This is a genomic window from Methylobacterium sp. 77 (genome assembly GCF_000372825.1).
Taxonomy (GTDB): domain Bacteria; phylum Pseudomonadota; class Alphaproteobacteria; order Rhizobiales; family Beijerinckiaceae; genus Methylobacterium.
The window spans coordinates 186,638-212,910 of the sequence record NZ_KB910516.1; the positions used below are offsets into that span (position 1 = coordinate 186,638).

Genomic DNA, 26,273 nt, shown 5'->3' on the forward strand with positions numbered 1-26,273 from the left:
GACCATGCAAGTCCATGTGCCGCCTGGGCAACCGGCATTTTGCCGGTCCATGCGGATTTCACCGCCGCGACGGCCGAGCCATGCACGCGACAGGCCTGCCGGCGCGCCGCGAGTTTTGCGCTGCGATAAACATTGGCGCAAAAACGGCACAATGGCCGCATATGGCCGAACTTAACGATCCGTTAAGACCCGGCTTTCGTCCCGTTACGTCGTCGTTCGTCGCGTTTTCTGAAGACACGAGTGCCAAATGCGAAAGTCGCCCAACCGGGATGTTCAGCGCGAACGCCGCGACTGGATTCGGGAATCCGAACGCTGGACGCACGAGCGGCATCTCGAGAAAGGCTACCGGATCAAGTGGGGCTATGTCGGGATCGCCTATCTCGTCGAGTTCATGGTCATCGGTGCATCCCTCTGGGGAGCCTGGCTTTTCGCCGGGGTCTATAGCGACGGCGACGACAAGGCGTTCTACTTCATGCTGCTGGCGCCGCTGGTCTATGCCGCGGTGGAACTCTGCCGCGTGCCGCTCGGCATCCTCGCCCGGACGCAGCGCTCCTACTTCATCCGGGCGCTGGCCATCGTCGGCATCATCTTCGCGGCCGGCGTCACCACCAAGTCGGTGTCGCAGCTCGGCGAGATGATGTTCCATCCCCGCCTGATGGACGCGGCCAAGGCCAAGACCGCCCTCAAGGACGCACAGGCCGACCGCTCGACCATCGACGGCCGCATCGCCGCCGCGGACGGCCGGGTTTCGCAATACACCACCGAACTCGACCAGATCGAGAAGCGCGCGGCCGAGAATGCGAGCCAGCTCTCGGCCTTGCCTGCCCAGCGCTGCGAGCGCGTGTACGGCACCAACAGCAAGGGCCAGCGCTATTCCAACCTGAAATGCGTCACCGACCCGCGCACTGCGACCCTGAACGCCAGTGTCGGCAAGGCCGGCGCCGACCGGGCGGTGGTGACGAAGTCGCTCGAGGAAGCGCGCAAGGCCCGCGCCGAGCTCGACCGCGGTGCGGCCGAGCGCAAGGTGGCGGATGCCGAGCAGGTCTACCGCAACTCGGTCAACCGCTCCCAGCTGCACTCCTTCACCGCCATGGTCTACGGCGTCGATCCGATCGACGTGACCGACGCCCAGGTCCACGCCTTCCTGCGGATCTTCGTCTTCGTGCCGGCGCTCTGTGCCGCCTTCGCCTCGACCATCCTGGCGCTCTGCGCCGTCTCGGTGCGCAAGACCTTCATGGACGAGGACGATCTCGGCGCCACGGTGAACCTCGAAGCGACGCCCTACATGCTCGATTCCATCACCGAATCGCTGCGCCAGGAGATGGGGCTGGCACCCCCCAAGCCCGTGCGTGACGTGACGCCCACGGGAGCGGTGATCCCGATGGATCGCCGCTCGGTCCCCAACACCAACACGCCGCCGGCCGCCAGCGCGGGAGTGGGCGCATGAGCATCCATGCAGCGGGGACGCCGGAGAACGTCGTCCTGGCCCAGAGCGTCAACGGCCGTCTCAGGGCAGAAGCGCGCATCACGGCCGCGCGCGCCTTCCTGTTCCGGGCGATCGGGGCGGGCGTGTTCGCGGGGCTCGCCGGGATCGGCATCGGCGCCGCTTCCTACGGCTACGCCTACATGAACCAGTTCGACACGGCCGCCGAGAAGATCGCGGCCGCCATGCAGACCGCGCTCGCCGACGTGACGCTCAAGACCAAGGGCGAGGTGACGCTCACCGACAACGTCCTGAAGCTGGAGGGCGGCCCGGTCCGATCCTCCCCGGCGCCGACCCAGGCGCAGCTCGGCAAGGATGCGGCACCGGCCTCGAAAGCCACGGTGAACACCACCTTCACCGTGTTCAAGCAGGTGCCCTACATGGACGGCCAGATCGTCACCGGCTGGAACTTCCGCGCCAACGAAGAGACGCCATTCCAGCAATATTGCTACTTCTCCCGCCGGACCAACGAAGCCAAGGGTCAGGTCGAGATGAAGATCGATCTCGCCATGGACGGCAAGGTGCTGCCCCAGCCGCAACGATCCGACATGAACCTCTCGATCCTGGCATCCAACTGCGTGTGGAGCGACGGGAAGGCGCTCTGAACGGGCTCATCTTTCATCGGATTTCGAGATAGGAAGCGCACGCGCCCTCGTTCATCCACTTTGCGTACCGAACGCCCGCATCGGCGGCTTAGCGCCGCCTGTGCCTTCATTCACGGATGAAGCCGTAACAGAAAGCCGACGCCTCATGCGTTTCACCGGCACTGCCGATTACGTCGCGACCTCAGACCTGACCACCGCCGTGAATGCGGCGATCGTGCTGGAGCGACCGCTCCTGGTGAAGGGTGAGCCCGGAACCGGCAAGACCGTGCTCGCCGAGGAGATCGCCAAGGGCCTCGGCGCGCCGCTCCTCACCTGGAACGTCAAATCCACCACCAAGGCGCAGCAGGGCCTCTACGAATACGATGCGGTCTCGCGCCTGCGCGACAGCCAGCTCGGCGACCCGCGCGTGTCGGAGATCGGCAACTATATTCGCCGCGGCAAGCTGTGGGAGGCGTTCGCGCATCCCGAACGCCCGGTTCTGCTGATCGACGAGATCGACAAGGCCGATATCGAGTTTCCCAACGATCTCCTGACCGAACTCGACCGGATGGAGTTCCACGTCTACGAGACCGGCGAGACCATCAAGGCGGTGCGCCGTCCGATCGTCATCATCACCTCGAACAACGAGAAGGAATTGCCGGACGCGTTCCTGCGCCGCTGCTTCTTCCACTACATCAAGTTCCCGGATGCCGAGACGCTGGAGGCCATCGTCGAGGTGCATTACCCCGGCATCAAGCATCGTCTGGTGGAGGAGGCTCTGCGGGTCTTCCTCGAGACGCGGGATGTGCCCGGCCTGAAGAAGAAGCCCTCGACGTCGGAACTGCTCGACTGGCTCAAGCTCCTCGTCTCCGAGGATGTCACCCCCGAGACCCTGCGCGAGCGCGACGGCCGCAAGCTGATCCCGCCGCTGCACGGCGCGCTGCTCAAGAACGAGCAGGATGTGAGCCTGTTCGAGAAGCTCGCCTTCATGATGCGGCGCGAGGCGCGCGGAGGGTAGGGCAGCCCTGTCGTCGTATTCGGCTCCACGGCCCGGATCGGGCCTGACGTCGCGTCCCCAGCCTGCAAGCGGATCGCTGCCATGAAGATGAAGAAACTCGGCCGGACCGGCCTCGACGTGTCGCCGCTCTGTCTCGGCTGCATGACCTACGGCATCCCAGAGCGCGGCCCTCACCCCTGGACCATGCGCGAGGAGGAGAGCCGGCCGCTCATCCGGCAGGCGATCGAACTCGGCATCAATTTCTTCGACACGGCGAATTACTATTCCGACGGAACCAGCGAGGAGATCGTCGGGCGGGCGCTGAAGGACTTCGCCGATCGCGACAGCATCGTGCTCGCGACGAAGTGCTATTACCCGCTAAAAGACCAACCCAATGCCGGCGGCCTCTCGCGCAAGGCGATCTTCGCCTCGATCGATGCCAGCCTGAAGCGGCTCGGCACCGATCACGTCGATCTCCTCCAGATCCATCGCTGGGATTACGGAACGCCGATCGAGGTGACGATGGAGGCGCTCCACGACGTGGTGAAGGCCGGCAAGGCCCGCTACATCGGCGCCTCCTCCATGTTCGCCTGGCAATTCGCCAAGGCCCTGTTCACCGCCGATCTCCACGGCTGGACCCGCTTTTCGACGATGCAGGACCATTACAACCTGCTCCATCGCGAGGAGGAGCGGGAGATGCTGCCACTCTGCGCCGACCAGGGCATCGGCGTGCTGCCGTGGAGCCCCCTGGCGCGCGGGCGGCTGACCCGCGACGGGGACGAGCGGAGCGCGCGCCAGGATTCCGACGAGGTCGGCAAGCGGCTCTACGATGCGACCGAGCAGGCCGACCAAGCCATCATCGCCAAAGTGGCGGAGATCGCTGCGGGCCGGGGCGTTTCGCGCGCGCAGGTGGCTCTCGCCTGGGTGATCCAGAAGCCGATCGTGACCGCGCCGATCATCGGTGCATCGAAGCCGGCTCATCTGACGGATGCCGTCGCGGCCCTTGAACTGCGGCTGACCGCCGACGAAATGTCGGCCGTCGAAGCGCTCTACACGCCGCATCCCGTTGTCGGCTTCAGTTAAGGTCATCCGCCCATGCGTCGCCTGATGCTCCTGCGACACGCCAAGTCCGACCGCTCGCCGGGCGTGCGCGACATCGATCGCCCGCTCAATCCGCGGGGGTTCAAGGCGGCTCCGCAGATCGGGGCCTATCTGGCGGCCAATGCCCTTCACCCCGACAAGGTCGTCGTCTCGCCCTCGCTCCGCACGCGGTCGACCTGGGATTCGGTCTCCGAGGCGCTGGGAATGGCGGAGGCCGACATCGTCGACGCGATCTACGAGGCGCCCTCGAGCTCCCTGCTCAGGGTGATCCGTGCGACGCCTGCCGATGTCAGGACCCTGCTCCTCATCGGCCACAACCCCGGAATCCAGGATCTCGCTCTCGCTCTCGTCGGTGACGGACCGCGGGAGGCGACGGCCCGGCTCTCCGTCGAGTTTCCGACCGCGGCGCTCGCCGTCATCGATATCGAGGGCGATGCGTGGACGGAGTTCCGAGCCGGCAAGGGCAGGCTCGACAGGTTCGTCACGCCGAAGGGCCTGGATCGCGACGAGGCCGCCTGACGCCGCGTCGGCGGAATGAACGGATCACCGGCTTGGCCGTTGCACAGAGCCATGATCGCTTTGTTCTGATCCCGTGTTCGTCACCACGCTTCTGGTTCTGACCTCCCTGCTGCCGCGCATCGGCGATGGCGTCGATGCCGTCATGGCAGGATTCGTCCGTGCGGAATCGGTTCTGACCACGAGAGCCGCTGCCCCGGCCGCTCCGGTCTTCGTCTCCGACGAGCGCGCGGTCACGAACTGGAGGCTGGAAGCGGAGGAAGCCCTGCGTCCCGCGTCGCTCGCATTGGTCGCGCGCTATGCCCAGGTCACGCCCGCCTTCGTCGCGCGCTGCGTCAAGCTCAACAATTACTGGTGCATCAAGAGTGCCCGCTGGCAGGGCGAGATCGGCAGCGATGCGGAGGGGCATACCGGATTCGCGTCCGCGGCCGACGGTGCCGACGCGGCGGCGCAATTGTTGCGGCGCTATTACCGCGAGTTCGGACGTCGCACCGCTCTGTCGATCGTGCGCCGGTGGGCGCCGGCGGAATGCCGGATCGGTGCGGGTCGTCCGTCGACAGGACCGGTCTCCACGGGACTGGCGCCGCTCGGCCTCGGCAAGACCCTTCGCGCCCGCTTCCTCGCCCGTCATGCGAGGGGAGGGGCACCGAGACGGCACTCGGTGGCGCGAGGCGGCCCCTTGCGAATCCAGCCCTGGTCGCCCTTGGCGAGGATGGCGCACGGATCGAAACCCAGACCCATCCGCGTCGCGGCGGCGGCCGGTCCGGTCATCGTCGCCAAAGCGACCAAGCCGGCCACGACGCCCAGGCCGGGTATGACGCCCATCATGACGAATCCGTCCGATACTCTTGCACGATCGCCCTCCGCCCGTCTGGCCGACAGGTTCGCGGCGGAATCCGCGTCTTTGCCCGCCATCGCGGCCGGTCTGCCGGGTATCCCGTTCCTCGACCTCACCGTACCGGCGCCTCTCTGCGGCAATGACGAGGTGAGGATCCGCAATTATGCGACGCGCATCGCGGCCAGCGTCGGCCTGAAGATCGAGGACGATCTGGCCCTTTTCGGAACCGACGGTCGGCCGTTGCCCAACCTCGCCCCCGTCTTGCTCGCCATGTCGGGTGTCGAACTCGGTACGTTGCGGGCGGGGCCGGCCCTGGTCGAGGCCGCCGTCGCTCGTCTGTCGCTTCCCGCGACCCTCTCGGCCCGTTGAGCCGGTGGGGTTTGTGCTCCTTGCGTTCGCAACGATGCACCGCCACCTCACCGAGATGCGGGCCGCCCTATCGCGCCCGCCATTGCCGATCCCATTCCTGCCGCACGAGACCACCACGTCATGACCAGCTTCGCCTCGCGCGCGGGCTCCGCGATCCAGGCTTTTGCCGAGGCGTCGAGCGATCTCCTGATTCAACCGACCTTGAGGCTCGGCGTCACCGGCCTCGCCCGGTCCGGCAAGACGGTGTTCACCACGGCGCTGATCCACCATCTCGTGGAGACCCACGCCCTGCCGGCCTTCGCCCCGGCCCATGAGGGCCGCTTGCGCCGGGCCCGGCTGGTGCCGCAGCCGGACGACGACGTGCCGCGCTTTCCCTACGAGGATCACTTCTCGGCATTGACCGAGCAGCGCCTGTGGCCGCGCTCCACCGACAGGATCAGCCAGTTCCGGCTCGCCATCGAGTATGAGCGCAAGGGCGGCTGGCGCTCCGGCCCCGGCACCCTGATGCTCGACGTCGTGGATTATCCCGGCGAGTGGCTGCTCGATCTCGCTCTGATCGAGCAGAGCTATGCCGACTGGTCGCGTGCCACCGTCGCCGGCACCCGTCGCACCGGGCGCGCCGCCATGGCCGCACCCTGGCTCGCGGTGCTGAAGGACCTCGACCCGGCGAGCCCTCTCGACGAGGTGGTGGCCGAGCGGGCGAGCGTGGCCTTCACCGCCTATCTCACCGCCCTTCGCGCCGGGCCGGAATCGGTGGCGACGACGCCTCCGGGCCGGTTCCTGATGCCGGGCGACCTCGCCGGCTCACCGGCCCTCACCTTCGCGCCTCTCGACAACCTGCCCGAGGCGATCGCCAGCGACAGCCTCGCCGGCCTGATGGAGCGGCGCTTCGAAGCCTACAAGACCAAGGTGGTCGAGCCGTTCTTCAAGAACCACTTTCAGCGGGTGGACCGCCAGATCGTCCTCGTGGACGTGCTCGCGGCCGTCGATGCCGGGCCGGCTGCCCTCGCCGAGTTGGAGGAAGCGCTCGACACCGTTCTCCTGAGCTTCCGCATCGGTCGCAACACCATCCTTTCGCGCCTGTTCGCGCCGAGGGCGGACCGCATCATGTTCGCGGCCACCAAGGCGGACCATCTCCACCAGACCAGCCATGACCGGCTGGAGGCTCTGCTGCGTCTTCTCGTGTCCCGTGCCATGCGCCGGACCGAGGCGGCCGGCGCCCGCGTCGGCACCGTGGCCCTGGCCTCCGTGCGCGCCACGCGGGAAACCACCGTCCACGATGGCGGTGCGACCCTGCGTGCGGTCTCGGGCACGCCGGAGGCCGGCGAGCGTGTCGGCGATGACGTCTTCGACGGATTGAGCGAGGCGGCCGTGTTCCCCGGCGAGTTGCCGTCCCGGCCCGAAGCCGTGCTCGAAGGCGCCGTGCCGCCGGGCTCCCTTCGCTTCCCCCGGTTCCGGCCCCCGCTGGTCAGGCCCGACACTCATGGCCGTCCCGGCCACCTGCCGCAGATCCGCCTCGACCGGGCGATGCAGTTCCTCATCGGCGACAAGCTGACATGAGCACCGCGCTTCGCATTGCCGCCATTCCGGCCGTCGGCCTCGAAGGAGCGTTCCAGACCGTCACTCGCAAACTGGAGGGCTCTGTTGAGGCTTTCACTTCGCGGGAGAGCCACCCGGAGCCGTCCTCGCATTCCGCCCATGAAAAGGGCCACCCATGACCTCCCCGAACCGTCCCCGCGCCTTCCGCATACCCGCCGCCGAGCCGGCGGAGAGCATTGAAGGTCTCGTTCCGCCGCCGACGGCTCCGAACGCGGTCCGCATCGTCGAGGAGCCGTTCGAGATCGTCGAAGCGGCGGACGGCGTCGCCGTACCGGTGGCTCCGAAATCGCGGGCGCCGTGGCTGTCCCTGCTGATGGTGGCGTTGGGCGGCCTCGTGTCCCTCGGGATCGGGCTATCGCTGGAACGGTTGATCGCCGACCTGTTCTCGGCCGCACCGTGGCTGGGTGGCGTCGCCATCGCGCTGCTCGTCGTCGCGGCCATCGCCTTCCTCGCCCTCGTGATGCGCGAACTTTCCGGCATCTGGCGCGAGCGCCGGATCGAGAAGCTGCGGGCGAAGGCGGTCGAGGCCCTCTCGACGCGGGACCATACCGGCGCGCAGGCCGTCGTCGCCGAACTGAGCACGCTCTACGCGACCCGGACCGGGCTCGCCGCCGGGCGTCAGCGCCTGGCGGCCCTGGGCGATACGATTCTCGATGTGGATGACCGCATCGGTCTCGCCGAGCACGAACTCCTCGAACCGCTCGACCGGCAGGCGCGCAACGCCATCGCCTCGGCGGCCAAGCAGGTCTCGGCCGTGACAGCGCTGAGCCCGCGCGCCATCGTCGACGTGGCCTTCGTGGTCTTCGCCGCCGTGCGCCTGCTGCGCCAGATCGCGACGATCTATGGGGGGCGCCCCGGCTTTCTCGGCTTCCTGCGCCTCGCCCGCTCGGCCTTCGCGCATCTCACCGTCACGGGCGGAATGGCGGTGGGCGAGAGCATGATCCAGCAGGTGCTCGGCCTCGGCATCGCGGCGCGGGTTTCGGCCAAGCTCGGGGAGGGCGTGCTCAACGGCCTGATGACGGCGCGCTTCGGTCTCGCCGCTCTGGCGGTCTGCCGCCCGCTGCCCTTCGTGCGAGAGGAGCCGCCGCGCCTGTCGGATGTCGCCGGAGAGTTGCTGAAGCCGATGGGTGGTGGCGAGAAGGAGTGAGCGACGCCTTTGCGCGCCCTCTGAATCAAAGCCCCTTGAGAAAACCCGCCAGCCGCATCAGCCCTTCGGGCCACGGGCCGTGGCCGCTCGCCACGTTGATGTGGCCGGATTCGCCGGCATCGACCAGGGCCGAGCCCCAAGAGAAGGCGAAATCCTCGGCCCTGTCATAGGCGCAATAGGGGTCGTTGCGGCTCGCCACCAGCAAGGAGGGGAAGGTCAAAGGATCGCGCGGAACCGGCGCGAAGGCCGTGACGCTGGCAGGCAGGTTCGGTGTGCGCTCGACATCGGGGAACGCCACGAGGAGGGCGCCCTTGACCTTGCCGACGGGAAAAGTCGGCGCCGCTTGAACCGAGGCGACGACGCCGAGGCTGTGGGCGATGAGCATGACGGGCCGCGTCGCCGCTTCCACCGCCTCGACGATGCGTGCGCGCCACGCGGTCGCGTCGGGATGATGCCAATCGTCCTGCTCGACGATGCGGGCATTGGCCATCCGGGCGGCCCAGCCGGCCTGCCAATGGCCGTCTTCCGAGCCTGCATAGCCGGGAAGGATGAGGATATCGCAATCGGCGAGCTTCATCCTGCCCGGATAGCGGCTCGCTCGCGTGCCGTCGAGACGGGCTCAGGCGGAATCGCGCGGGACTTCCGACCCCAAGGCATCCACGTCCAAGCCATCCACCGCCGCAGCATCGACGGCCAACGCGTCCACGGCCTGCCCGGCGAGGTTGGCGCCGTACAGGCGCGCGACGTCGATGCCGTTCAGGACCCGTATCCGGCCGGCCAAGCCGGCGAACTCACGAGCCTGCCCGAACGCGGCCTCCCGCGCGTGTGTCAGATCCACGGCCGCGAACCGGACCCGTTCCCCCGGCCGCCGCTGGGCGAGGCGGCGCAGGTCCGCCGAGATCACCGTCCCGATCTTCGGATAGCCTCCGGTTGTCTGGCGGTCGGCCATCAGGACGATCGGGAGGCCGTTGCCCGGTACCTGGATCGAACCGGCCACGGTGGCGTCCGAGACGATGTTGTAGCCGCCCGCGCCATGGCCGATGGCGGTGCCTTCGAGCTGGTAACCCATCCGGTCGGCGCGATGCGACACCGTAAAGGTGGAGCCGAGGAGGGTGTCGATCCCGGCCTTGGTGAAGTGGTCGGCCTGGGGCCCGAGCATGACGCGGATGGCGGCATCGCGGTCGAGCGCGACGGCATCCACGGTTCTGTCGCTCTGGGTCGGGCCATCCGACGCGGTGAAACGGAGATTGTCTCCCGGCTGGAACGCACGGCCACCGGTTCCGCCGATCCCGGCGCGCAGGTGCAGCGCAACGCTGCCGAGCACGGGATCCGCCAGGAAGCCGCCGGCCACGGCGAGGTAGACGAAGCTGCCTTCCCGCGGTGGATCGATGACCAGTTCCGCACCCATTTCCAGCATCACGGTGCGATGGCCCGCCATCGGCGCGCCGTCGATCCGGATGGTGCAGGGCGCTCCGGCCACGGCGAACCATCCTCGTCCGGCCGCCATTACGAAGCGGCCGCCGCCGAGACCGAGTTCGAGAGCGGGCGCGTCGGCCCGGTTGCCGACGAGGGCATTGGCGGTCGCCATGGCGAGGCGGTCCATGGCGCCGGAGCCGGACAGGCCGTAGCGCTGGTAGCCCGTCCTGCCGCCATCCTGGAGGCCGAGGACGCCGCTGCATCGCTCGATCGTGAGCCGGCCCATCAACGTGCCGTCTCGCATTCGGCGATGCGTTCGCCGGCCTGCGCCGCCTTGTCCAGGGCCTCCCAACGGTCGGGCTCGATGGGGATGAAGCGGATCGCGTCGCCGGGCTCGAACAGGAAGACCGGATCGCGCCCGGGCAAGAACGAGCGGACGGGGGTGCGCCCTAGCAGGTGCCACCCGCTCGGCGCGGCGATGCTCGCCACCAGTGCCTGTACGCCGCCGATCGAGATGGTGCCGGCCGGCGTCACCGGCCTGGGGCTTTCACGGCGTGAGAGAGCCAGACTCGGGTCGAGGCCGGACAAATAGGCATAGCCCGGCAGGAAGCCGTTCATGGCGACGCGATACCGGGGCGCGGCATGCCGGTGCATGACCTCGTCGGCGCTCAGCCCGTGATGGGCGGCGACATCGTCGAGATCGATGCCGAACGAGCCGCCATAGACGACGGGAATGCGCCACAGCCGGTTCGGGACCGCGTCGGCGGAGGATGCGTCGATCAGGGCGAGAAGCTTGGTTTCGATGCTGGTGGGATCGACCGCGCAAGGATCGACGTGAAGGGTCAGCGAGCGGTAGGTGGGAACGGCTTCGACGAGCCCAGGAATCTGCGCGTCCCGCACGTGACGGTCGAGGGCGAGGATTGCCGCGTTGGCGGCAGGGTCGATCCGATCGCCGAACTCGACGCAGAGGGCGGTGTCGCCGCACCAGAGCAGGCGGGGCGCAGGGACTGTCACGGCTGACACGGCCTCGCTCATCGCATCGCCCCAAGGTCCGGCGCGGTCTGAACCGCCCGGACGATCGCCGACCGTCTCAACATGAAGGGGCGGCGCTGTCGAGCGCCGCCCCTGTCAACGTCGATCTACGGTGGAAAGCCGCTCAATGCGTCCGAACGGGTGGCACGTCAGGCTTGCGGAACGGCTCGGCGGCCCGCTGCGTCGCCGCGTTGAGGCTGTCGGGATCGAGCGCACTCTCCACGAACTCACGGCCACGATCTGCGAAGTCGCGGGCGTAGCGCAGGCCCTGGTCCTTCACTTCGTCGGCCCAGGGACCCACCGCCTCGTCCTCACGGCGCGTTCTCGGGAGCAGGGCGCCGAGCAGCAGGCCGGCGGCCAAACCGACCACGCCGACGAGGAGCGGGTTCTCGGTGACGAAATGTTCGACCGAGGTTTTGCCGCGATCGAGACGTTGGCTTCCACGTTCGGCGAATTCGCCGATGCGGCGTCGGCTCGACTGATGGGCATCGGCCGCCCAGTCGCGGGCGTCGTCGTAGCTGTCCGAGGCGCGCTCGCGAAGGGAATCGGCCTTATCCTTCACCGTGTCGCGCATATCCAGCGCCGCGGCCTTGGCTCGCTCGGCATAGCCTTCGGCCTTCGCCTGAACCTCGTCGACGGCATCGCCGGCCCGATCGTGAAGCCTGTCGGCGGCCGCTCTCGCCTCGTTGCCGGCTCGCTCGGAAACATCGTGAAGCGAGCGCCGTGAATCGTCGCCGTGCGGAAGGCCCGCCGCGACCGCAATGTCGTCGGGAAGCGAGGTCTTGGGCTCGCCCGGATGGCTGCTGTGGCTCATGGAAGCAACTCCTGTCGAATGGGAAGGAACGGCGTCGCCGCTTGGTCGGTCAGATCGCGATCGGCCCCTGAGGGCTCAAATCTGGGTTTCCTCGGCCAGTTCCTTCACGGGCTGGCGGGTCGGCAGGTCGGGATCGTAGATTTTGGCCGCTGCGTTCTGCGTCACCGGCAAGGCATCGTTCGGATCGATCAGGCGACCGTTGGGAACCGTCTTGTTCTGCTTGGCCGTGCGATGAAGCAGCCAGCCGATGCCGGCCGCGATGAGGAGGACGGGAACGGGATTGCGGCGCACGGCGTCCAAGGCCCCGTCATAGGCACCGCTCAGCGGCGTACGACGGACGTTACCCAGCATGTCGTCGACGATGCTGGTCACCGAAAGTCTGTCCTGGATCCGGTCGATGGTCTGGTCGAGGCGGGCACGGCTCGCCTCGATGTCCTTCTCGAGGTCGTTCAACGATTCACTCATCCCGAAACCCTTTCCGACAGCGCGCGCGCATCCTGGCGCATCTGCCGCGTGGTCCGTGTCGGCGCCAGAGTGGAGAGCGACATGGTGCTGCGCCCGATCAGGGCGAAAATGATGGCGACGACGAGAAGCACGCCTCCGACGATGAGCGCGGACAGGGCTTCCGAATGCACCACCGTCGCGAGCCACTTCACAAGGGCGTCGACGAGGACGAAGAGGGCGACGACTCCGAACACGCCGGCGCCGACCATGAGGGCGAGGCCGATGAAGAGCGTGCGGACGTTGCTCGTCATCTCGTTGCGGAAGAGCGCCATCTCCTTGCGCGCGAGTTCGCTCGTCTCGCGCAAGGCATCGCCGATGAGGCTCTGGATGCTGGATTGAGGGCCGTTCGACATGATCACGCGGCCTAACTGCGGAAGGAGTCGCGGGCGTCGCGATCGGTCGCGATGCTCGACGATTTGATGAAACGCGAGACGATGAGGCCGGTCACGAAGGTCGCGACGGCGACGGCGACGGGCGCCCGGCGGGCGAAAGCCTCCGCATCGTCGTAGAACTCGGCGAAGCTGCGGTTCTCGATCGAGGTGCCGAACTGTTCTAGGCCCTCGGCGGCGCTGTCGAAGAACGCCTTGATGTTCGGCTTGTCATCGAAGGACTTGCTCGAATCCCTCAGACCCTGCGCGAGATCGTGGACCGATTGGGCCGCGTCGCCCTTGCGACGGTCGGCATAGTCGGTGGCCTGGGCGCGCGCCGCCGAGACGAAGCCCCGGCCGCGCTCGACGGCCACATCCGCGATGCCCTCGACATCGCCCTTGAGAGCCTTCCAGTCACCGCCAGGATTCGCGCCCGCCTGACTCGCGGCGCTGCCGATGCCGGGATCGTTCATGGCGGATGCCGGCCCTGTGGGGTGGTTTGCGTTCACGGGCATACTCCTCGATGGCGTTCGGTCAGTGTGATGTGTTGCTCATCAACATCACGGCAAGAGACGCGGTTCCGCAGGGAATCCGGCTTGCTGGAGTTAGTCCGTTCGCCGCCCGCGACATCATTCAGGCGAGCGTGTCAGCCAGCGTTCACAATCGAGCCCCTAACCCGGTCAAGCTTGACCGTATTAGGGGTGCCGTCATGGTGGGTCATTGTGCGACGCGGCGACGGCGATCCCCCGCAGATCGGACATTCGCATCTGCGTACCCTGGCCGTGGGCGATGCCGTCGGTTAGGCTGACTGACGAATGTGAACATACGTAGCCGTAACGGACGGATCACGGTCGCGTTACGCGCGTTGAATGTCGGAATCATCCTGTCCGGCGCGCCCAAGGTGCGTCGCACGCTGAGGACCGGAGCCCACTGAGTGGCACGCCTTGTCATCGTATCGAACCGAGTGGCCGTCCCCGAGGAGAACGGTAAATCCGTCGCCGCGGGAGGGCTGGCGGTGGCCGTCAAAGAGGCCTTCACGTCCTATGAGGGATTGTGGTTCGGCTGGAGCGGCAAGGTCGTCGAAGATCCGTCCGATGAGCCCGAACTCATCGACCGTGGACGCGTGCAATACGCCGTCGTCGATCTCTCGCCGCAGGACCACCGCGAATATTACAGCGGGTTCGCCAATCGCGCGCTCTGGCCGATCATGCATTACCGGCTCGGTCTCGGTGCCTTCTCGCGCTCCGACTATGCCGGCTACCAGCGCGTCAACCGCATCTTCGCGCGGGCGCTCGCCAAGCTGATCGAGCCCGACGACATCATCTGGGTACACGATTACCACCTGCTGCCCCTGGCCTCGGAACTGCGCGGCCTCGGCATCGCCAACCCGATCGGCTATTTCCACCACATCCCGTGGCCCGCGGCCGACGTGTTCAACACGCTCCCCGCCAGCGGCGACCTTTTGCGCGGAATCGCCGATTACGACCTGATCGGCCTGCAGACCGACCCGGATGTCCACAACCTTTCGCGTAACCTCATCGACGTCTTGCGGGCGATCCCGCTTGGCGGCGGGTCGCTGATGGTCGATGGGCGCCGCACCCGCATCCGCAGTTTCCCGATCGGCATCGACGTCGCCGGGTTCAAGGAAGCGGCGGAGAATGCCGGAGCGAACAAGACCGTTCGCGATACGATGGCCGGACTGCGCACGCGCAAGCTCCTCATCGGCGTCGATCGGCTCGACTATTCCAAGGGTGTGCCCGAGCGGATGGAGGCTGTGGACCGCTTTTTCGCCTCGAATCCCGACCAGCGCGGCAACGTCGTCTATCTTCAGATCACCCCTAAATCGCGTACCGAAGTCCCCGAATACGAGGAACTCAGCCGCGAGGTGAACGAGACCGTCGGCGAGATCAACGGCGCCCTCGGCGAACCGAACTGGACTCCGATCCAGTATGTGACGAAGGCGTATCCGCGCCCCGTTCTCGCCGGGCTCTACCGGGCCGCCCGCGTCGGATTGGTGACGCCCATGCGCGACGGCATGAACCTCGTCGCGAAGGAATACATCGTCGCTCAGACCGCGGACGATCCCGGCGTCCTCGTCCTGTCGAAATTCGCGGGCGCGTCGCGGCAGCTTCCCGAGGCGCTGCTGGTGAACCCCTACGACCGGTTCGAGGTGGCGGAAGCCATCCGTACCGCCCTCTACATGCCGCGAGGCGAGCGGATCGAGCGCTGGAAGCCGATGGTCGAGCGGATGACGCGGGAAGACGTCGATTGGTGGGCACGCAATTTCTTGACGGACCTCGAGAACTTCCGCACCGTCGAGCGTGAGCCGCCGCGCGCTGCGGCCGCCGCCGCCGAGTAGCGCACTCCTCTTTCGTCCAACGGCTGGCCGGAAAAGAGGTCGCTCCGGCGATCTCTTACGAAGGACGTTCATGATCGGCATCGACGACGGCGCACCGGGGCCTCTCGGGGCGCATTTCGACGGTCGCGGTGTCAATTTCGCGCTGTTCTCGCAGAACGCCACAGCGGTGGATCTGTGCCTGTTCGAGCCGGGCGAGCGCCACGAGAGCCGCATCCTCCCGCTGCCCTGCCGCACCGACGACGTCTGGCACGGTTACCTGCGCGGCGTGTTTCCCGGTCAGCTCTACGGGTACCGTGTCCATGGCCCCTGGGAGCCGGCCCAGGGCCACCGCTTTAATCCGTCGAAGCTTCTCCTCGACCCCTATGCGCGCGAAATCCAGGGCCGCATCCGCTGGCACGATTCGCTCTACGGTCATCGCCGTGGCCTCCAGCGCGAAGACCAGATCGACCGCCGCGACAGCGCGGCGTACATGCCGCGAGGGGTGGTGACGGCCCCCGATCTGCCCGATCTCGCGATCAACCCGATCCGTCGGCCTCTTGGTCAGACGGTGATCTACGAGGCGCATGTCAAGGCGCTGACGCAGCTTCATCCCGACATCCCGGAGGCGGAGCGCGGCACTTATGCCGCCCTCGCCCATCCCGCGATCATCGAACACCTGCTGAAGCTGGGCGTGACCGCGATCGAACTCCTGCCGATCCAGTCCTTCGCCGACGATCGCTTCCTGGTGGAGAAGGGCCTCGTCAATTTCTGGGGCTACTCGCCGCTCGGGTATTTCGCGCCGGAGCCGCGCTATCTCGGCCTCGCCGGGATCGGCGGCCTTAAGGCGGCGATCCGTGAACTCGCCGCGGCCGAGATCGAGGTGATCCTCGACGTGGTCTACAACCATACCTGCGAGGCCGATCATACCGGGCCGACCCTGTCGTTCCGGGGCATCGACAATGCCAGCTATTACAAGCTCAACCCGGAGAACCGCCGGCAGGAGATCGACTGCACCGGCTGCGGCAACACGCTGGACCTCGACCATCCCCGCGTGATGCAGCTCGTCCTCGACTCGCTGCGCCACTGGGTGACGGCATACGGGATCGCCGGGTTCCGCTTCGATCTCGCCACCAGCCTCGGTCGCACGCCGCACGATTTCACGGCCAAGGCAGCGTTCTTCCAGGCCATCGCCCAGGATCCGATCCTGTCCCGCGCCAAGATGATCGCCGAGCCCTGGGATATCGGCATGGGCGGCTACCAGCTCGGCGCGTATCCGCGCGGCTGGGCCGAGTGGAACGACCAGTTCCGCGACAGCGTCCGCGCCTTCTGGCGCGGCGATCACGGCGTCCTGCCGAAGCTCACGCAGGCCTTGTCCGGCTCGCGCGAGATCTTCTCGGGCTCCGGACGTTCGCCGCTGGCGAGCATCAACTACGTGGCGAGCCATGACGGCTACACCCTGGCCGATGTCGTCGCCTACGAGCAGAAGCACAACCACGCCAATGGCGAGGACAACCGCGACGGCCACGGTCACAACCTCTCCCGCAACTACGGTGTCGAGGGCCCCACCGACGATCCGGCGATCCTGGCCCTGCGGGCGCGGCAGAAGCGCAACCTCCTGGCAACGACCCTATTGGCGCAGGGCGTCCCGATGATCCTCGCCGGCGACGAGCGGTCACGCAGCCAGGGCGGCAACAACAACGCCTATGCGCAGGACAATGCGATCAATTGGGTCGACTGGCAGACGGATCCCGATCCCGGCCTGACGACCTTCGTCGCCAACCTCACCCGGCTGCGCCGGGAGCAGCCTGCCCTGCGCCGCCGGACGTTCCTCACCGGCGACGTCATCGGCGAGGGGCCGCTTCGCGACGTCCACTGGCTCTCGCCCTGCGGCGCCGAGATGGACGACGACGCCTGGGCGGACGGGCATCGGCAGGCCTTCGGCATGCAGATCGGCAACGACCTGCCGAGCGCGGATCGCCTCTTGATCCTGATCAATGCCGCCGATGAACCGACCGATTTCAACCTGGCACCGGTGATCGGCGGGTCGTGGATGATCGTCTTCGACACGACCCGGCCGACAGGCACGGTCCAGGCCGGGCAGGCACTGTTCCCGCCCGGCGCGCGGCTGCGGCTCGATCCGCGCTCGCTCTACGTGCTGCGGGCGCGGCAGGCCGCGTCGTATGACATCTGAGTGGAGGGGCGGGAATCTCGTCTCGCTCCCCCCGATGACCTCAGCGAGAGATCAGTTGCGGCGACCCGAGCCCAACATCAGCCCTTGGCGATGAAGCGGATGAAGTAGACCAGCCCCGTGAAGGTGACGAGGCTGATCGCGTAGAAGGCGACGAACCAGAGCAGGCGCCCCACCGGGCGAGGCTTGTCCTGAAACGGATCGCTCAATGCCCGTATCCGCCGGTCGAGATGTCCTCCGCGACTTTCCCCCGGAAGACCCAATAGGCGTAGGCGGTGTAGGCGAGCGTCAGCGGCATCACCACGGAATAGCCGACGAGGGCGAATTTAAGGGCGCTGACCGCGTTGGCCGCTTCCCAGATCGTCATCTTCGGCGGCACGATATAGGGGAAGAGGCTGACGGCGAGGCCGAGAAAACCGAGCAGGAACAGGGCGATGCTGAGAAGGAACGGCGACACGTCGCGGCCGATCCGGAGCGCCGAATAGATCTGCCAGCAGACGATGGCGGTCACGGCGGGGATCGGCGCGACGAAAGCGATGTTCGGCCAGGAAATCCAGCGCCACTGGATCTGCGTGCCGAGGAACGGCACCCAGGCGCTGACGATCGTCATCGCGACGACGGTGCCGATGAGAAACTGGATGCTCTTGCGCCGCGCCCAGATCTGGAGTTCGCCCGAGGTCTTCATCACGCACCAGGTGGCGCCGAGCAGACCGTAGCCGCAGACGAGGCCGATGCCCGTCATGACACTGAAGGGGGTGAGCCAATCCATCGTGCCGCCGGTAAAGCCGCGTCCCTCGATGGTGAAACCCTGGACGAAGGCGCCGAGCACCATGCCTTGGGCGAAGGTCGCCACCAGCGAGCCGTAATGAAAAGCGTTGTCCCACAGGAACTGGGACTTCTCCGCCTTGAACCGGAACTCGAAGGCCACGCCGCGAAAGATCAGCGCGAGCAACATCAGGATCAGCGGCAAGTAGAGGGCCGGCAGCAGGATCGCGTAAGCGACGCTGAACACCGCGAACAGGCCGCCGCCGCCGAGGACGAGCCAGGTCTCGTTGCCGTCCCAGATCGGCGCAACGGAGATCATCATCCGGTCGCGCCAGTTGCCCTTGCTCGCGGCGGTGAAGAGGATGCCGACGCCGAGATCGAACCCGTCGATGACGACGTACATGGCGACCGCCAGAGCCAGCAGGCCGGCCCAGACCAGCGGCAGCCAAAAGGCGGCGCCCTCGTATTCCATGCCGAAACCGAACATGAACGATGATCTCCGTCCTGCGACACGACTACCGGATGACTAAAGCATGAAGTGGAAACCGGTACAGTAACCTTCCTGCGCACCGAAGCCGTCGAAGACCGAATATACGGCCGGACGGCGACACCGGAGGCGTCCTGTCAGCGACCGTCGACGCCGTGCCATGCGGGACGGCGATCCGTTTCCGCCAGAGTATCCCGCGAGGCGACCGCGACCGATCCGGTGACCTGCCGGACGAGCGTATCGACACCCTCGCTCGCCGCCTTCTCGCGTGTTTCGAGCGGCAGCGTCCCCCAGGCGGCCGAGACCGCCTGCTGCATCGATGGAGCCTGCAATCGCGCCATCGAGGCGGGATCGTCACGTTGGGCGGCGAGATAGGAGAGGGCGCCGATCACCAGGCTGGCGCGAATGAGGAACGACATGGGATCCGTGGGTTGGTGCATGCTCAGCCGCGAGCGGCCTCTTCCAAAGGACTGTCGGCGGAGAATGTAAAACCCGTCTCACGACAGCTTTGAAATCGAGCCGCTTGGTGAACGTCTCCTTTCCCGGTTCGATCGCCCCTGTGGATGGACGTTGCTTTGCCCCGAAAGGAACCCTCTTCCGAATAGGCTCGGTTACCCTCCGGAAAGCATCCGCGAACAATCGGATGGGTCTACGCAACACTCGCTTAAGTCGGGTCTGCGAGGTTCGGCATCAGTCGAGTTCAAGTCGAACCCGAGTCCAAGTCGAGCCAAGGGGCGACGAAGCGGCCTGTCAGGCACTTCGCGCTGTGCGTGTCCGTATTGCGTATTTACAGCGGCCTGGCTTCCCTCATCGATCTCCGGCTTGCCGGGCTCGTCCACGAGTCGGTGATCGATGACGACGCCGTGCGGTTCCGGCACGAGCGCTTCCTGGTGTCGCGTCTCGCGACCGGGATCGTGATGATGGCCGGGCTGCCGCCCTACCTGCTCTGGCGCGGCGTGCCGAGCGGCATTGAGGTCCTGGCCATCGCCAGCCTGATGCTGCCGGTCTTCGCCGCCGTCTTCCTCTCGCGGACGGGAATCCTCTGGGTCGCGCATGCGATCTCGTCGGCGGGCCTGACCGGCCTCGTGGTTTGCCTCGCCCTCATGTCGGGCGGCGTGAATTCCGCTGCCGCGATCTGGCTCGTGGCGATCCCGCTGGAGGCCGTCGTCTCCGGCTCGCGCCGTGCGACCCTCGCCGCCGCCATCATCGCGATGATCGGTGCCCTCGTCGTCGCGTTCCTGCCGCAGGACATCATCTCGCTGCCGCTCCTCGACCTGTCCCGCTCGCTGGCGATGCCGGTCTTCGCCATCACCGCCATCGGTCATGTCGCCGCCCAAGCCCTCGAGCATCTGCGCCATGAAGGCCGCTGGCTCGCCCGCATGCGTGACAACGAGGTGCGCGACCGCATGCTGCTCTCCGCCATCGACGACCTCGTGACCTGGCACGACCGGAACGGTCGCATCATCGACGCGAGCGCGTCGTCGGCGCGCTTTGTCGGCGTCGATTCGGTCCGCCTGCGCGGCTACGGACTTCTGGACCGCGTGCATGTCGGCGACCGTCCGGCCCTGCTGCAGACGATCAGCGATGTCGCGACCAGCGGCAAACCCGCCACCGTCCAGTTCCGCCTGCATCTCGACGCCGCCGCCGTGCGTGCCGAAGGCGAGCCGCGTCTGATCTTCGCCGAGATGCGGGCCCATCGCATCGTCGACAATCTGGCCGGGATCGAGGGATCGAGCGTGGTCGCCGTGACCCGCGACGTCACCGAGCATCGCCGCCACGCGGAAGAGCTGGAGCGCGCCCGCGCCGAGGCCGAACGCGCCGACGACCTCAAGAGCCGCTTCCTCGCCACCGTCAGCCACGAATTGCGCACTCCGCTGAACGCCATCATCGGCTTCTCGGAAGTCCTTGCCGGTCAGGGCTCGATGACCCTCGGCCCCGAGCGCAGCCGCGAATATGCCGAAATCATCGGAAGTTCGGGGCGCCACCTCCTCGACGTGGTCAACGCTCTCCTCGACATGTCCCGCATCCAGAGCGGCAACTTCGACTACGTTCCCGAGGTGATGAATGTCGGCTCGCTGGTGCGGACCTGCTGCGACCTGATGCAACTCCGTGCCGATCAGGGTGGGATCACCCTCCTGCGCGGCTCCGAGGCGCCCGGCATCGAGATCACGGCAGACCCGCGCGCCTGCCGCCAGATCCTCATCAATCTCCTCTCCAACGCGGTGAAGTTCACCGCCTCGGGGGGACGGATCGACGTCTCGTTCCGCCAGAGCGCCTCGCATCTCGACATCGTGGTCGCCGATACCGGCATCGGCATCGGCGCGGACGATCTCCCGCGCGTGGGTGCGCCGTTCTTCCAGGCGGGCGGCGGTTACCACCGGACCCATGAGGGAACCGGCCTCGGCCTCTCCGTGGTGCAGGGGTTGGTCGGCCTTCATGGCGGCAGCATCTCGATCGAGAGTGCCGAGCGCCAGGGGACCACCGTGACCGTGACGCTGCCGCTCGATTGCCGGCGCGGATCGAGCACGGCTCCTCCGGCACCGATCCGCACCGGTGTTCGACGTTCGGCGCCGCCGATCGCCGCGACCGATGCGGCCTTGCCGGCCCGACGCCCGATGGGCCTGTTCGACCCCGCGCCGGAAGCGGTGAGCGAGCGCTACATTCCGATGCAGCGCGCGGGATGAGCGCTTTCCGCGAACGGCTTGGCCAAATGGGAGCATCGATCCGGATAGGACATCCGGATCGATGCTCCCCGTTCTCGTTCGACGTCGGCTTTCTGCGAAAGCCGATTCTTCGTTCCTGGCCTGGTGTTCCAGGTCAACGTCGCCTTGAAGGATAGACCATGCGCGAACCGCTGCCGAAGCGAGACCAGCGCGAGATCGTTGTGCCTGCCCGGGGAGCGCAGAGCGCGCCTCCGCGCAGAAAGCCGGCGTCCGGACCGGCCCGGCGGCCGTCTTTCGGCTGGCTTCGGACCATGGGCACGGCCGTCGCTGGCTTCGGCCGCCTTTGCCTGCGCAGGCCGGGAGAGGTTCTCGGCTCGGTGGTCGCCCTCGGCGCGGTCGCGGCCGTAGCCATGAATGCGCTGGGCTTCCAGGGCGGCCCGCATCCCGCGCCGATCTTCCCCACCCTCGGCAAGGGGACGGGGAACGGCGCCGCAGCGAAGCCGCAGGCCGCCAAACCGGCGGAACCAGCCAAATCTGCGGAGCCAGCCAGGCTCGCGGAAGCGCCGCCGCGCAAGATCGACGTGCCGAAATCCGATCCCGGGCCGGAGCAGAAAGCAGCTTTGTTGCCCGAGCCGGCCAAACCGGCGACGAAACCGGTCGTCGCCGCACAGGCCACCAAGCGCGACGTGATCGCCGAGATCATCAAGGCCGGCGAAACCACCGCATCGGTAACCCCGAAAACCGATGTCGCCGTAGCGCAGGCGCAGCGGGCCCTGGTCAAGCTCGGCTATGGGCCCCTCGTCGCCGACGGCGTGCTCGGTGCCGGAACGCGGGCGGCCATCGAGAAGTTCGAGCGCGACCGCAAGCTGCCGGTGAAGGGTGTCGCCGCCGGCCGCACCCTGCGCGAACTCGCCTCCAGCGCCGGCTCGCCCAAGGGCTAGTCCCGGCATCGGACGTCGGCGAGCGTGATTCATCAAGACCGCCCGCGCGCCGGGGCGACGGCGGTCGTCCGCCGGACCTCGGCGAGCCCGACCGAGATTTGGTATCAGTCCCGCCGCGGATGCTATAGGCGAGCGATGCCTCGCCTGCGTTCCGATTTCTGGGTCTCGGCCCATCTCCGCCGTCTCGCCATCGAGGGGATCGACGCGGTGCAGCGCCGGCGCGGTGCGGCCGAAGCGGGAGCCATCTTCGTCAAGATCGACCGCCTCGACGGACGGGCCGACCTCTACGGTCCCGCGCCGCAAGCGCTCGTCGACACCGAGGATGCGAGAGACCGTAGCTTCGTCAGGCTGATGGGTGAGGCGTCGCCGGTCGATGTCGAGCTCCGCATCGGCAAGGAGCTGCGCTTCGACGACGACCTCTGGATCATCGAGATCGACGACCGCTCGGGGCGGCATTGCCTCGATCTCGCCGAATGAGGAGAGGGCGCTTGCGCACGCGCGAGCGCCGTGCGGATTCTCGGAAATCAGGTCTCCGAGACCCGCGAGAGGCGGCGTTTCGACGTGACGGAACGCCGAACCGGAACCTCGATCAGGCCGCCCCGGATTGCCTCACCCGGCCCGGAAGCGCCGGCCGAAGCGGAGCGCGCTCGGTGGATGCCGGCATGCGCGGACGAACTGCGTCCGGCGCCGTATAGGGCTGGTGCGCGGTGCCGCCGTTGAGGCGTTCGGGCAAGGGGGTATCGAGGACCGCGCCGAGGAGATCGCGTGCCGCGCTGCGCGGAATGGTGCGGAACAGCTTCACCAGGTCGAAAACCCGGTCCACCGAACGAGCCACGGTCTCGTTGAGAGTGAGGAAGACGTAGACGGCCTCCTCCTCATGCAACCCCACGGCACGAAGCGAGAGCGTCAGAAGCTCATAGCGGCGGCTCGGGTCGGCCGTGGTGGCAAGGAAGCCGCGCTGAAGGCCGAGCATCTCCGCCAGAGCCGCGACGAAGCCGGCGACGTCGCGTCGCCCGGAAAAGCCGGTGAGGACGGCTCCCGCCTCGCGTGGCAGGGGAGGGGACGGCCGCAACGCGGCTCTCGCACCGATCGCTCTCCCGATCGCTTCGCGCAGGTCTTCATCGGCATAGAGGAACAGCGGACCCAGATCGCCGGGAGCCAGATCGGGGCGGGCGAGTAGCGCCTGCGCCAAGTCGGGCGTGGTTCGCGCGCGGTTGACGAGGAGGCCGATCGTGCCGCCCTGGAGGCTGATCTGCCAATTCTCGGCGAGGGCGAGATCGATGGCGGCAACATCGCGCGCAACCATTTCGTCGATGAGGCTACGGCTCAGGTCGGATCGCCGGGCGATGGCCGTGGCGATGTCCGAACCACCGGAAAGGGCGGCCTCAATCACCATCGCCGACAGGCTGGGGGCCTGCGCGATGACGATGTCCCTGATCTCGACCCCGCGTGCGGCGAGGATGGCGAGAACGGGCTGTGGCGTCGCTGGAAACGGCGCCAGCTTGCGCGCCACGATCAACGCCGTCTCATCGTCCACGATCGGGATCAGCCCGCCGGCGAGGGACTGAAAGGCCTCGACGGACTTCCGGTCGTGCGCGGTCGCGGTGAGGAACAGGTCGGTCTGGACCCGTAGGATGACTGGTTTCAGATCGAGGTCACCGAGACGCGACAGTTCGATCAGGCCGGAGAAGTCCGGCGCATCGTCGAGAGATGGGGACATGGCACTTCGTTTACGCAGAACTCGCTGATCACAGCTTTAGCGAGCTTGCGTGAACCGACCTTTAAAGGGCGACGGCGAGGCGCCGCCCTTCATGCCCCATTGCGGGATCAGCCGACCAGCCGGGCCTTGGTTTCGGCCGCGGAATCCGGGCCTTTGGGCGCGGGAAACACCACCGGCGTCGCGGCGCCGGTCGCCATCGGTCCGCTTGCAGGTGCCGAGGGCTTCGACGCCATCTTGGCGACGTTCACGGGAGCGGGCTCGGCGGGCTTCACCGGCGCGACCACGGCCGCGTTCGACGGGGCAGCCTCCAAGACCTGTGGCGCGGCTGCCGGGAGGGCCGGCCGGGCATGGTCGTCCCTGTCGTCGATATCGCCGGTGACGTCGTCCCCCGACGGGCCTTCGAGCAATTCGGTCGGGGCCTTCCAGACGAAAGCGTCGAGATGGCCGGTGATCGGAGAGACCGGCGCCCAGCGCTCAGAGGCGACGCCATCGGCGATCCACATCGGGTCGCGCGGAGCATGAGCCGCGCGCGCCAGCCATTCCCGCGCCCGGCCCGAGCCGGCGCCGTGCTCGGTCTCCTCGATCTTCGCCATGGCAAGGCAGGCGCGGACCGTGGGGCGATCGGCCAGAAGAGGGGCCAGCGCCTCGCGCGCCTTGCCGATATCCTGCGCCTCGACGGCGGCCTGCGCCATGGCGAGGCGGGATTCGGGATGCCAGGTGGAAATCTTGGCGAGGGTCTCGGCGCGGGTGAGGCGGTCGCGCACGGAATCACCGACGCGCAGGCCGAGATAGACCTTGGCGAGATCGGGATGTGGGTTGGCGCGCCACGCCGCCTCGACGATCTTCGCAGCCTTCTTCAGGTCGCCCCGGCGGGCGAGGAGCCGGCCGGCGATGCAGGCGGCGGGAACGAGGTCCGGCGCAAGCTTGACCGCGTCGAGGGCACGCTGGGTCGCGGCTTCGGGCTCGCCGGCTTCGCGGGTCTGCGCGGCGGCCGTGAGCAGCACGGCGCGCTGGCGGCGGGCAAGGCCCTTCTCGATAAGGCCGAGGGAGGCCCGGCGTTCCACGGTCTCGACGGCACCGCTCCAATCGCCGTCTGCGCATTGCGCCTCGAGCACGGCCTCGTTGGCCCAGGTCACGCTCGGAGCGAGGCGGGCGGCCTCGGCGGCATAGGCGCGGGCGGCGACATCGTCCTCTCGGCGGCGCGCCTCGACGAACAATCCGCGCAGGCCGAGAACCCGGGTCTCGGGGTCGTTGACCATGCGCTGGAAGGCGTGTTCGGCCGCCTCGCGGTCACCAGAGATCTGCGCGGCCTGTGCCTTAAGGAGGAGTGCCAGCGGCTCCGCGCCGAGCAGGCGCTCGGCATCGCTGGCATGGCGGCGCGCGGCCAGGGGATCACCCGAGCCGACGGCGACCATGCCGCGCGACAGGGCCGAGAAACCCTTGGCCCGGCGACGCTCTTTCGAGCCGCGCACCAGCGTCTCGGGAAGGGTGATGATGCCCTTCACCACGGCCCATACGAAGCCGACGACGATCGCGGCGACGAGGACTCCGATCAGGGCGATCGCGAGGCTGGTGGCGATCTCATAGCCGTTCCAGACGATGGTGACCGTGCCGGGCCGGTCGGCGATCCATGTCGCCCCGAAGGCGGCGATGGCGAGGAGGGCTAGGAAGGCGAGGGCGCGCCACATGGGATCACGAACTCCGGAAAGTGGCGTCGGCCGGGTAGGGGACGCGAATAGGGGGAGATGCGGGCACGACGAACGCGCGCGCACTGATCGGGAAAGCGTCTTCCGGAATGCCGGAAGACCGCACGGCAGTGGCGTCCCTCACCGGGCCGTGCCGGTAGAGGGCAGCGCCTTGAAGGCATCCGCCAGGAGAGCCTGCGCGGCATCGCCCGCCGAGGCACGTGAGGCGAGCTTGGTGCCGAATTCCCCGGCTTGAGCGCGCGCATCCTCCGGCAGGGCGGCGAAGGCCTTTGCCGCCTCGCCGATGGCGCCGCGATCCAGCGCCTCCTGAATCTTCGGCACCCCGTCCTCCGTCGCGGTCTCGCCGGAGGCGGCGGGAGCATCGACCTTGCGGACCTGAACGATGGATTCGGCCATGCTCATCAGCCGTTGCTTGATGTCGCCGGTCTCGGCCACCGTCTTGGCCTGGGCGGACTTGCGGCTCGCCGCGATCCGCTCGGCGACGGTCCGGAACTCGGCCGCGAGGCTTCTCGCCGTCGGAGCCCCCTTATCCGCGAAGGGAGCGACGGCGGTCAGACGGGCCGGATCGCCCGGCTCGAAGCTGCGCAGGGCCGCCAGCGCGTCGGCATAGGGCGAGCCGGTATTCAGCGCCGTGACGATGCGATCCGCCGCGACGATGCGCATGCCGGCCTGGACCGTCCCGGCTTCGGCGCGGCTC

The 26,273-nt window shown here is 67.7% G+C and carries 25 protein-coding genes and 1 pseudogene; 13 read left to right on the forward strand and 13 right to left on the reverse strand.

Features of this window, described 5'->3' with window-relative positions; all coding sequences use genetic code 11:
- Window positions 1–247: 247 nt before the first annotated feature.
- From A3OK_RS0100755 to A3OK_RS0100790, 8 genes are all read left to right on the forward strand, one after another.
- On the forward strand, window positions 248–1,447 hold the full coding sequence (locus A3OK_RS0100755; RefSeq protein ID WP_019903024.1) for a hypothetical protein: 1,200 nt from the start codon (window positions 248–250) through the stop codon (window positions 1,445–1,447).
- Window positions 1,444–2,088: a hypothetical protein gene (locus A3OK_RS0100760; protein WP_019903025.1), complete on the forward strand. Its 645-nt coding sequence runs from the start codon at window positions 1,444–1,446 to the stop codon at window positions 2,086–2,088. The genes A3OK_RS0100755 and A3OK_RS0100760 overlap by 4 nt, the downstream gene beginning before the upstream one ends.
- 145 nt (window positions 2,089–2,233) lie before the next feature.
- A complete protein-coding gene (locus A3OK_RS0100765) occupies window positions 2,234–3,085 on the forward strand; it encodes a MoxR family ATPase (protein WP_019903026.1) in 852 nt (283 codons plus the stop codon).
- Between the two features lie 81 nt (window positions 3,086–3,166).
- Window positions 3,167–4,147, forward strand: a complete 981-nt coding sequence (locus A3OK_RS0100770) for an aldo/keto reductase (protein WP_019903027.1) — start codon at window positions 3,167–3,169, stop codon at window positions 4,145–4,147.
- Between the two features lie 12 nt (window positions 4,148–4,159).
- On the forward strand, window positions 4,160–4,684 hold the full coding sequence (locus A3OK_RS0100775) for a histidine phosphatase family protein (RefSeq protein WP_019903028.1): 525 nt from the start codon (window positions 4,160–4,162) through the stop codon (window positions 4,682–4,684).
- Window positions 4,685–4,757: 73 nt separating this feature from the next.
- Window positions 4,758–5,888 (forward strand): hypothetical protein, encoded by a 1,131-nt coding sequence (locus tag A3OK_RS0100780; RefSeq protein ID WP_019903029.1) that lies wholly within the window; start codon window positions 4,758–4,760, stop codon window positions 5,886–5,888.
- Between the two features lie 120 nt (window positions 5,889–6,008).
- Window positions 6,009–7,448, forward strand: coding sequence for a YcjX family protein (locus tag A3OK_RS0100785; protein ID WP_019903030.1), 1,440 nt, complete (start codon window positions 6,009–6,011; stop codon window positions 7,446–7,448).
- A gap of 154 nt (window positions 7,449–7,602) precedes the next feature.
- Entirely contained in the window at window positions 7,603–8,634 is a 1,032-nt protein-coding gene (locus A3OK_RS0100790; protein WP_019903031.1) for a TIGR01620 family protein, read from the forward strand.
- Window positions 8,635–8,659: 25 nt separating this feature from the next.
- Here A3OK_RS0100790 and A3OK_RS0100795 read toward each other — a convergent pair whose 3' ends face one another.
- From A3OK_RS0100795 to A3OK_RS0100825, 7 genes are all read right to left on the reverse strand, one after another.
- Entirely contained in the window at window positions 8,660–9,211 is a 552-nt protein-coding gene (locus A3OK_RS0100795) for an alpha/beta hydrolase (RefSeq protein WP_019903032.1), read from the reverse strand.
- Between the two features lie 42 nt (window positions 9,212–9,253).
- Window positions 9,254–10,336: a biotin-dependent carboxyltransferase family protein gene (locus A3OK_RS0100800; protein WP_019903033.1), complete on the reverse strand. Its 1,083-nt coding sequence runs from the start codon at window positions 10,334–10,336 to the stop codon at window positions 9,254–9,256.
- Window positions 10,336–11,064: a 5-oxoprolinase subunit PxpB gene (gene pxpB / locus A3OK_RS0100805; protein WP_026596797.1), complete on the reverse strand. Its 729-nt coding sequence runs from the start codon at window positions 11,062–11,064 to the stop codon at window positions 10,336–10,338. Before pxpB ends, A3OK_RS0100800 begins: the two co-directional genes overlap by 1 nt.
- Before the next feature lie 142 nt (window positions 11,065–11,206).
- Window positions 11,207–11,896, reverse strand: coding sequence for a YtxH domain-containing protein (locus A3OK_RS0100810; protein ID WP_019903035.1), 690 nt, complete (start codon window positions 11,894–11,896; stop codon window positions 11,207–11,209).
- A 75-nt stretch (window positions 11,897–11,971) separates the two neighbouring features.
- A complete protein-coding gene (locus tag A3OK_RS0100815) occupies window positions 11,972–12,361 on the reverse strand; it encodes a DUF3618 domain-containing protein (protein WP_019903036.1) in 390 nt (129 codons plus the stop codon).
- On the reverse strand, window positions 12,358–12,753 hold the full coding sequence (locus A3OK_RS0100820) for a phage holin family protein (RefSeq protein WP_026596798.1): 396 nt from the start codon (window positions 12,751–12,753) through the stop codon (window positions 12,358–12,360). Before A3OK_RS0100820 ends, A3OK_RS0100815 begins: the two co-directional genes overlap by 4 nt.
- An 11-nt stretch (window positions 12,754–12,764) precedes the next feature.
- Window positions 12,765–13,283: a hypothetical protein gene (locus tag A3OK_RS0100825; RefSeq protein ID WP_026596799.1), complete on the reverse strand. Its 519-nt coding sequence runs from the start codon at window positions 13,281–13,283 to the stop codon at window positions 12,765–12,767.
- A gap of 419 nt (window positions 13,284–13,702) precedes the next feature.
- Between A3OK_RS0100825 and A3OK_RS0100830 the strand changes: the two genes are divergently transcribed.
- Together A3OK_RS0100830 and glgX are read left to right on the forward strand one after the other, a co-directional pair.
- Complete coding sequence (locus A3OK_RS0100830; RefSeq protein WP_026596800.1) at window positions 13,703–15,127, forward strand: trehalose-6-phosphate synthase; 1,425 nt, start codon at window positions 13,703–13,705, stop codon at window positions 15,125–15,127.
- 70 nt (window positions 15,128–15,197) lie between these two features.
- Complete coding sequence (gene glgX / locus A3OK_RS0100835; RefSeq protein ID WP_019903040.1) at window positions 15,198–17,297, forward strand: glycogen debranching protein GlgX; 2,100 nt, start codon at window positions 15,198–15,200, stop codon at window positions 17,295–17,297.
- 77 nt (window positions 17,298–17,374) lie between these two features.
- Here the strand turns inward: glgX and A3OK_RS24670 are convergent, their stop codons facing one another.
- The 3 genes from A3OK_RS24670 to A3OK_RS0100850 all read right to left on the reverse strand — a co-directional run bounded on the left by A3OK_RS24670 (window position 17,375) and on the right by A3OK_RS0100850 (window position 18,965).
- Complete coding sequence (locus A3OK_RS24670) at window positions 17,375–17,503, reverse strand: hypothetical protein (protein WP_019903041.1); 129 nt, start codon at window positions 17,501–17,503, stop codon at window positions 17,375–17,377.
- Window positions 17,500–18,546, reverse strand: a complete 1,047-nt coding sequence (gene cydB, locus A3OK_RS0100845) for a cytochrome d ubiquinol oxidase subunit II (protein ID WP_019903042.1) — start codon at window positions 18,544–18,546, stop codon at window positions 17,500–17,502. Before cydB ends, A3OK_RS24670 begins: the two co-directional genes overlap by 4 nt.
- 137 nt (window positions 18,547–18,683) lie before the next feature.
- Entirely contained in the window at window positions 18,684–18,965 is a 282-nt protein-coding gene (locus A3OK_RS0100850; protein ID WP_019903043.1) for a hypothetical protein, read from the reverse strand.
- Window positions 18,966–19,325: 360 nt separating this feature from the next.
- On the opposite strand from A3OK_RS0100850, the gene A3OK_RS0100855 reads away from it, so the two are divergent.
- From A3OK_RS0100855 to A3OK_RS0100865, 3 genes are all read left to right on the forward strand, one after another.
- Window positions 19,326–21,230, forward strand: a complete 1,905-nt coding sequence (locus A3OK_RS0100855) for a PAS domain-containing sensor histidine kinase (RefSeq protein ID WP_155911915.1) — start codon at window positions 19,326–19,328, stop codon at window positions 21,228–21,230.
- A 158-nt stretch (window positions 21,231–21,388) separates the two neighbouring features.
- Complete coding sequence (locus tag A3OK_RS0100860) at window positions 21,389–22,150, forward strand: peptidoglycan-binding domain-containing protein (protein WP_019903045.1); 762 nt, start codon at window positions 21,389–21,391, stop codon at window positions 22,148–22,150.
- 135 nt (window positions 22,151–22,285) lie between these two features.
- Window positions 22,286–22,627 (forward strand): DUF1491 family protein, encoded by a 342-nt coding sequence (locus tag A3OK_RS0100865; RefSeq protein ID WP_019903046.1) that lies wholly within the window; start codon window positions 22,286–22,288, stop codon window positions 22,625–22,627.
- A 112-nt stretch (window positions 22,628–22,739) separates the two neighbouring features.
- On the opposite strand, the gene A3OK_RS0100870 is transcribed toward A3OK_RS0100865, so the two are convergent.
- The 3 genes and pseudogenes from A3OK_RS0100870 to A3OK_RS0100880 all read right to left on the reverse strand — a co-directional run.
- Window positions 22,740–23,870, reverse strand: a complete 1,131-nt coding sequence (locus A3OK_RS0100870) for a DUF2336 domain-containing protein (RefSeq protein WP_019903047.1) — start codon at window positions 23,868–23,870, stop codon at window positions 22,740–22,742.
- 107 nt (window positions 23,871–23,977) lie between these two features.
- Complete coding sequence (locus A3OK_RS0100875) at window positions 23,978–25,558, reverse strand: heme biosynthesis HemY N-terminal domain-containing protein (RefSeq protein WP_019903048.1); 1,581 nt, start codon at window positions 25,556–25,558, stop codon at window positions 23,978–23,980.
- A gap of 138 nt (window positions 25,559–25,696) precedes the next feature.
- A pseudogene (locus A3OK_RS0100880) lies at window positions 25,697–26,273 on the reverse strand (hypothetical protein); the annotation flags it as partial.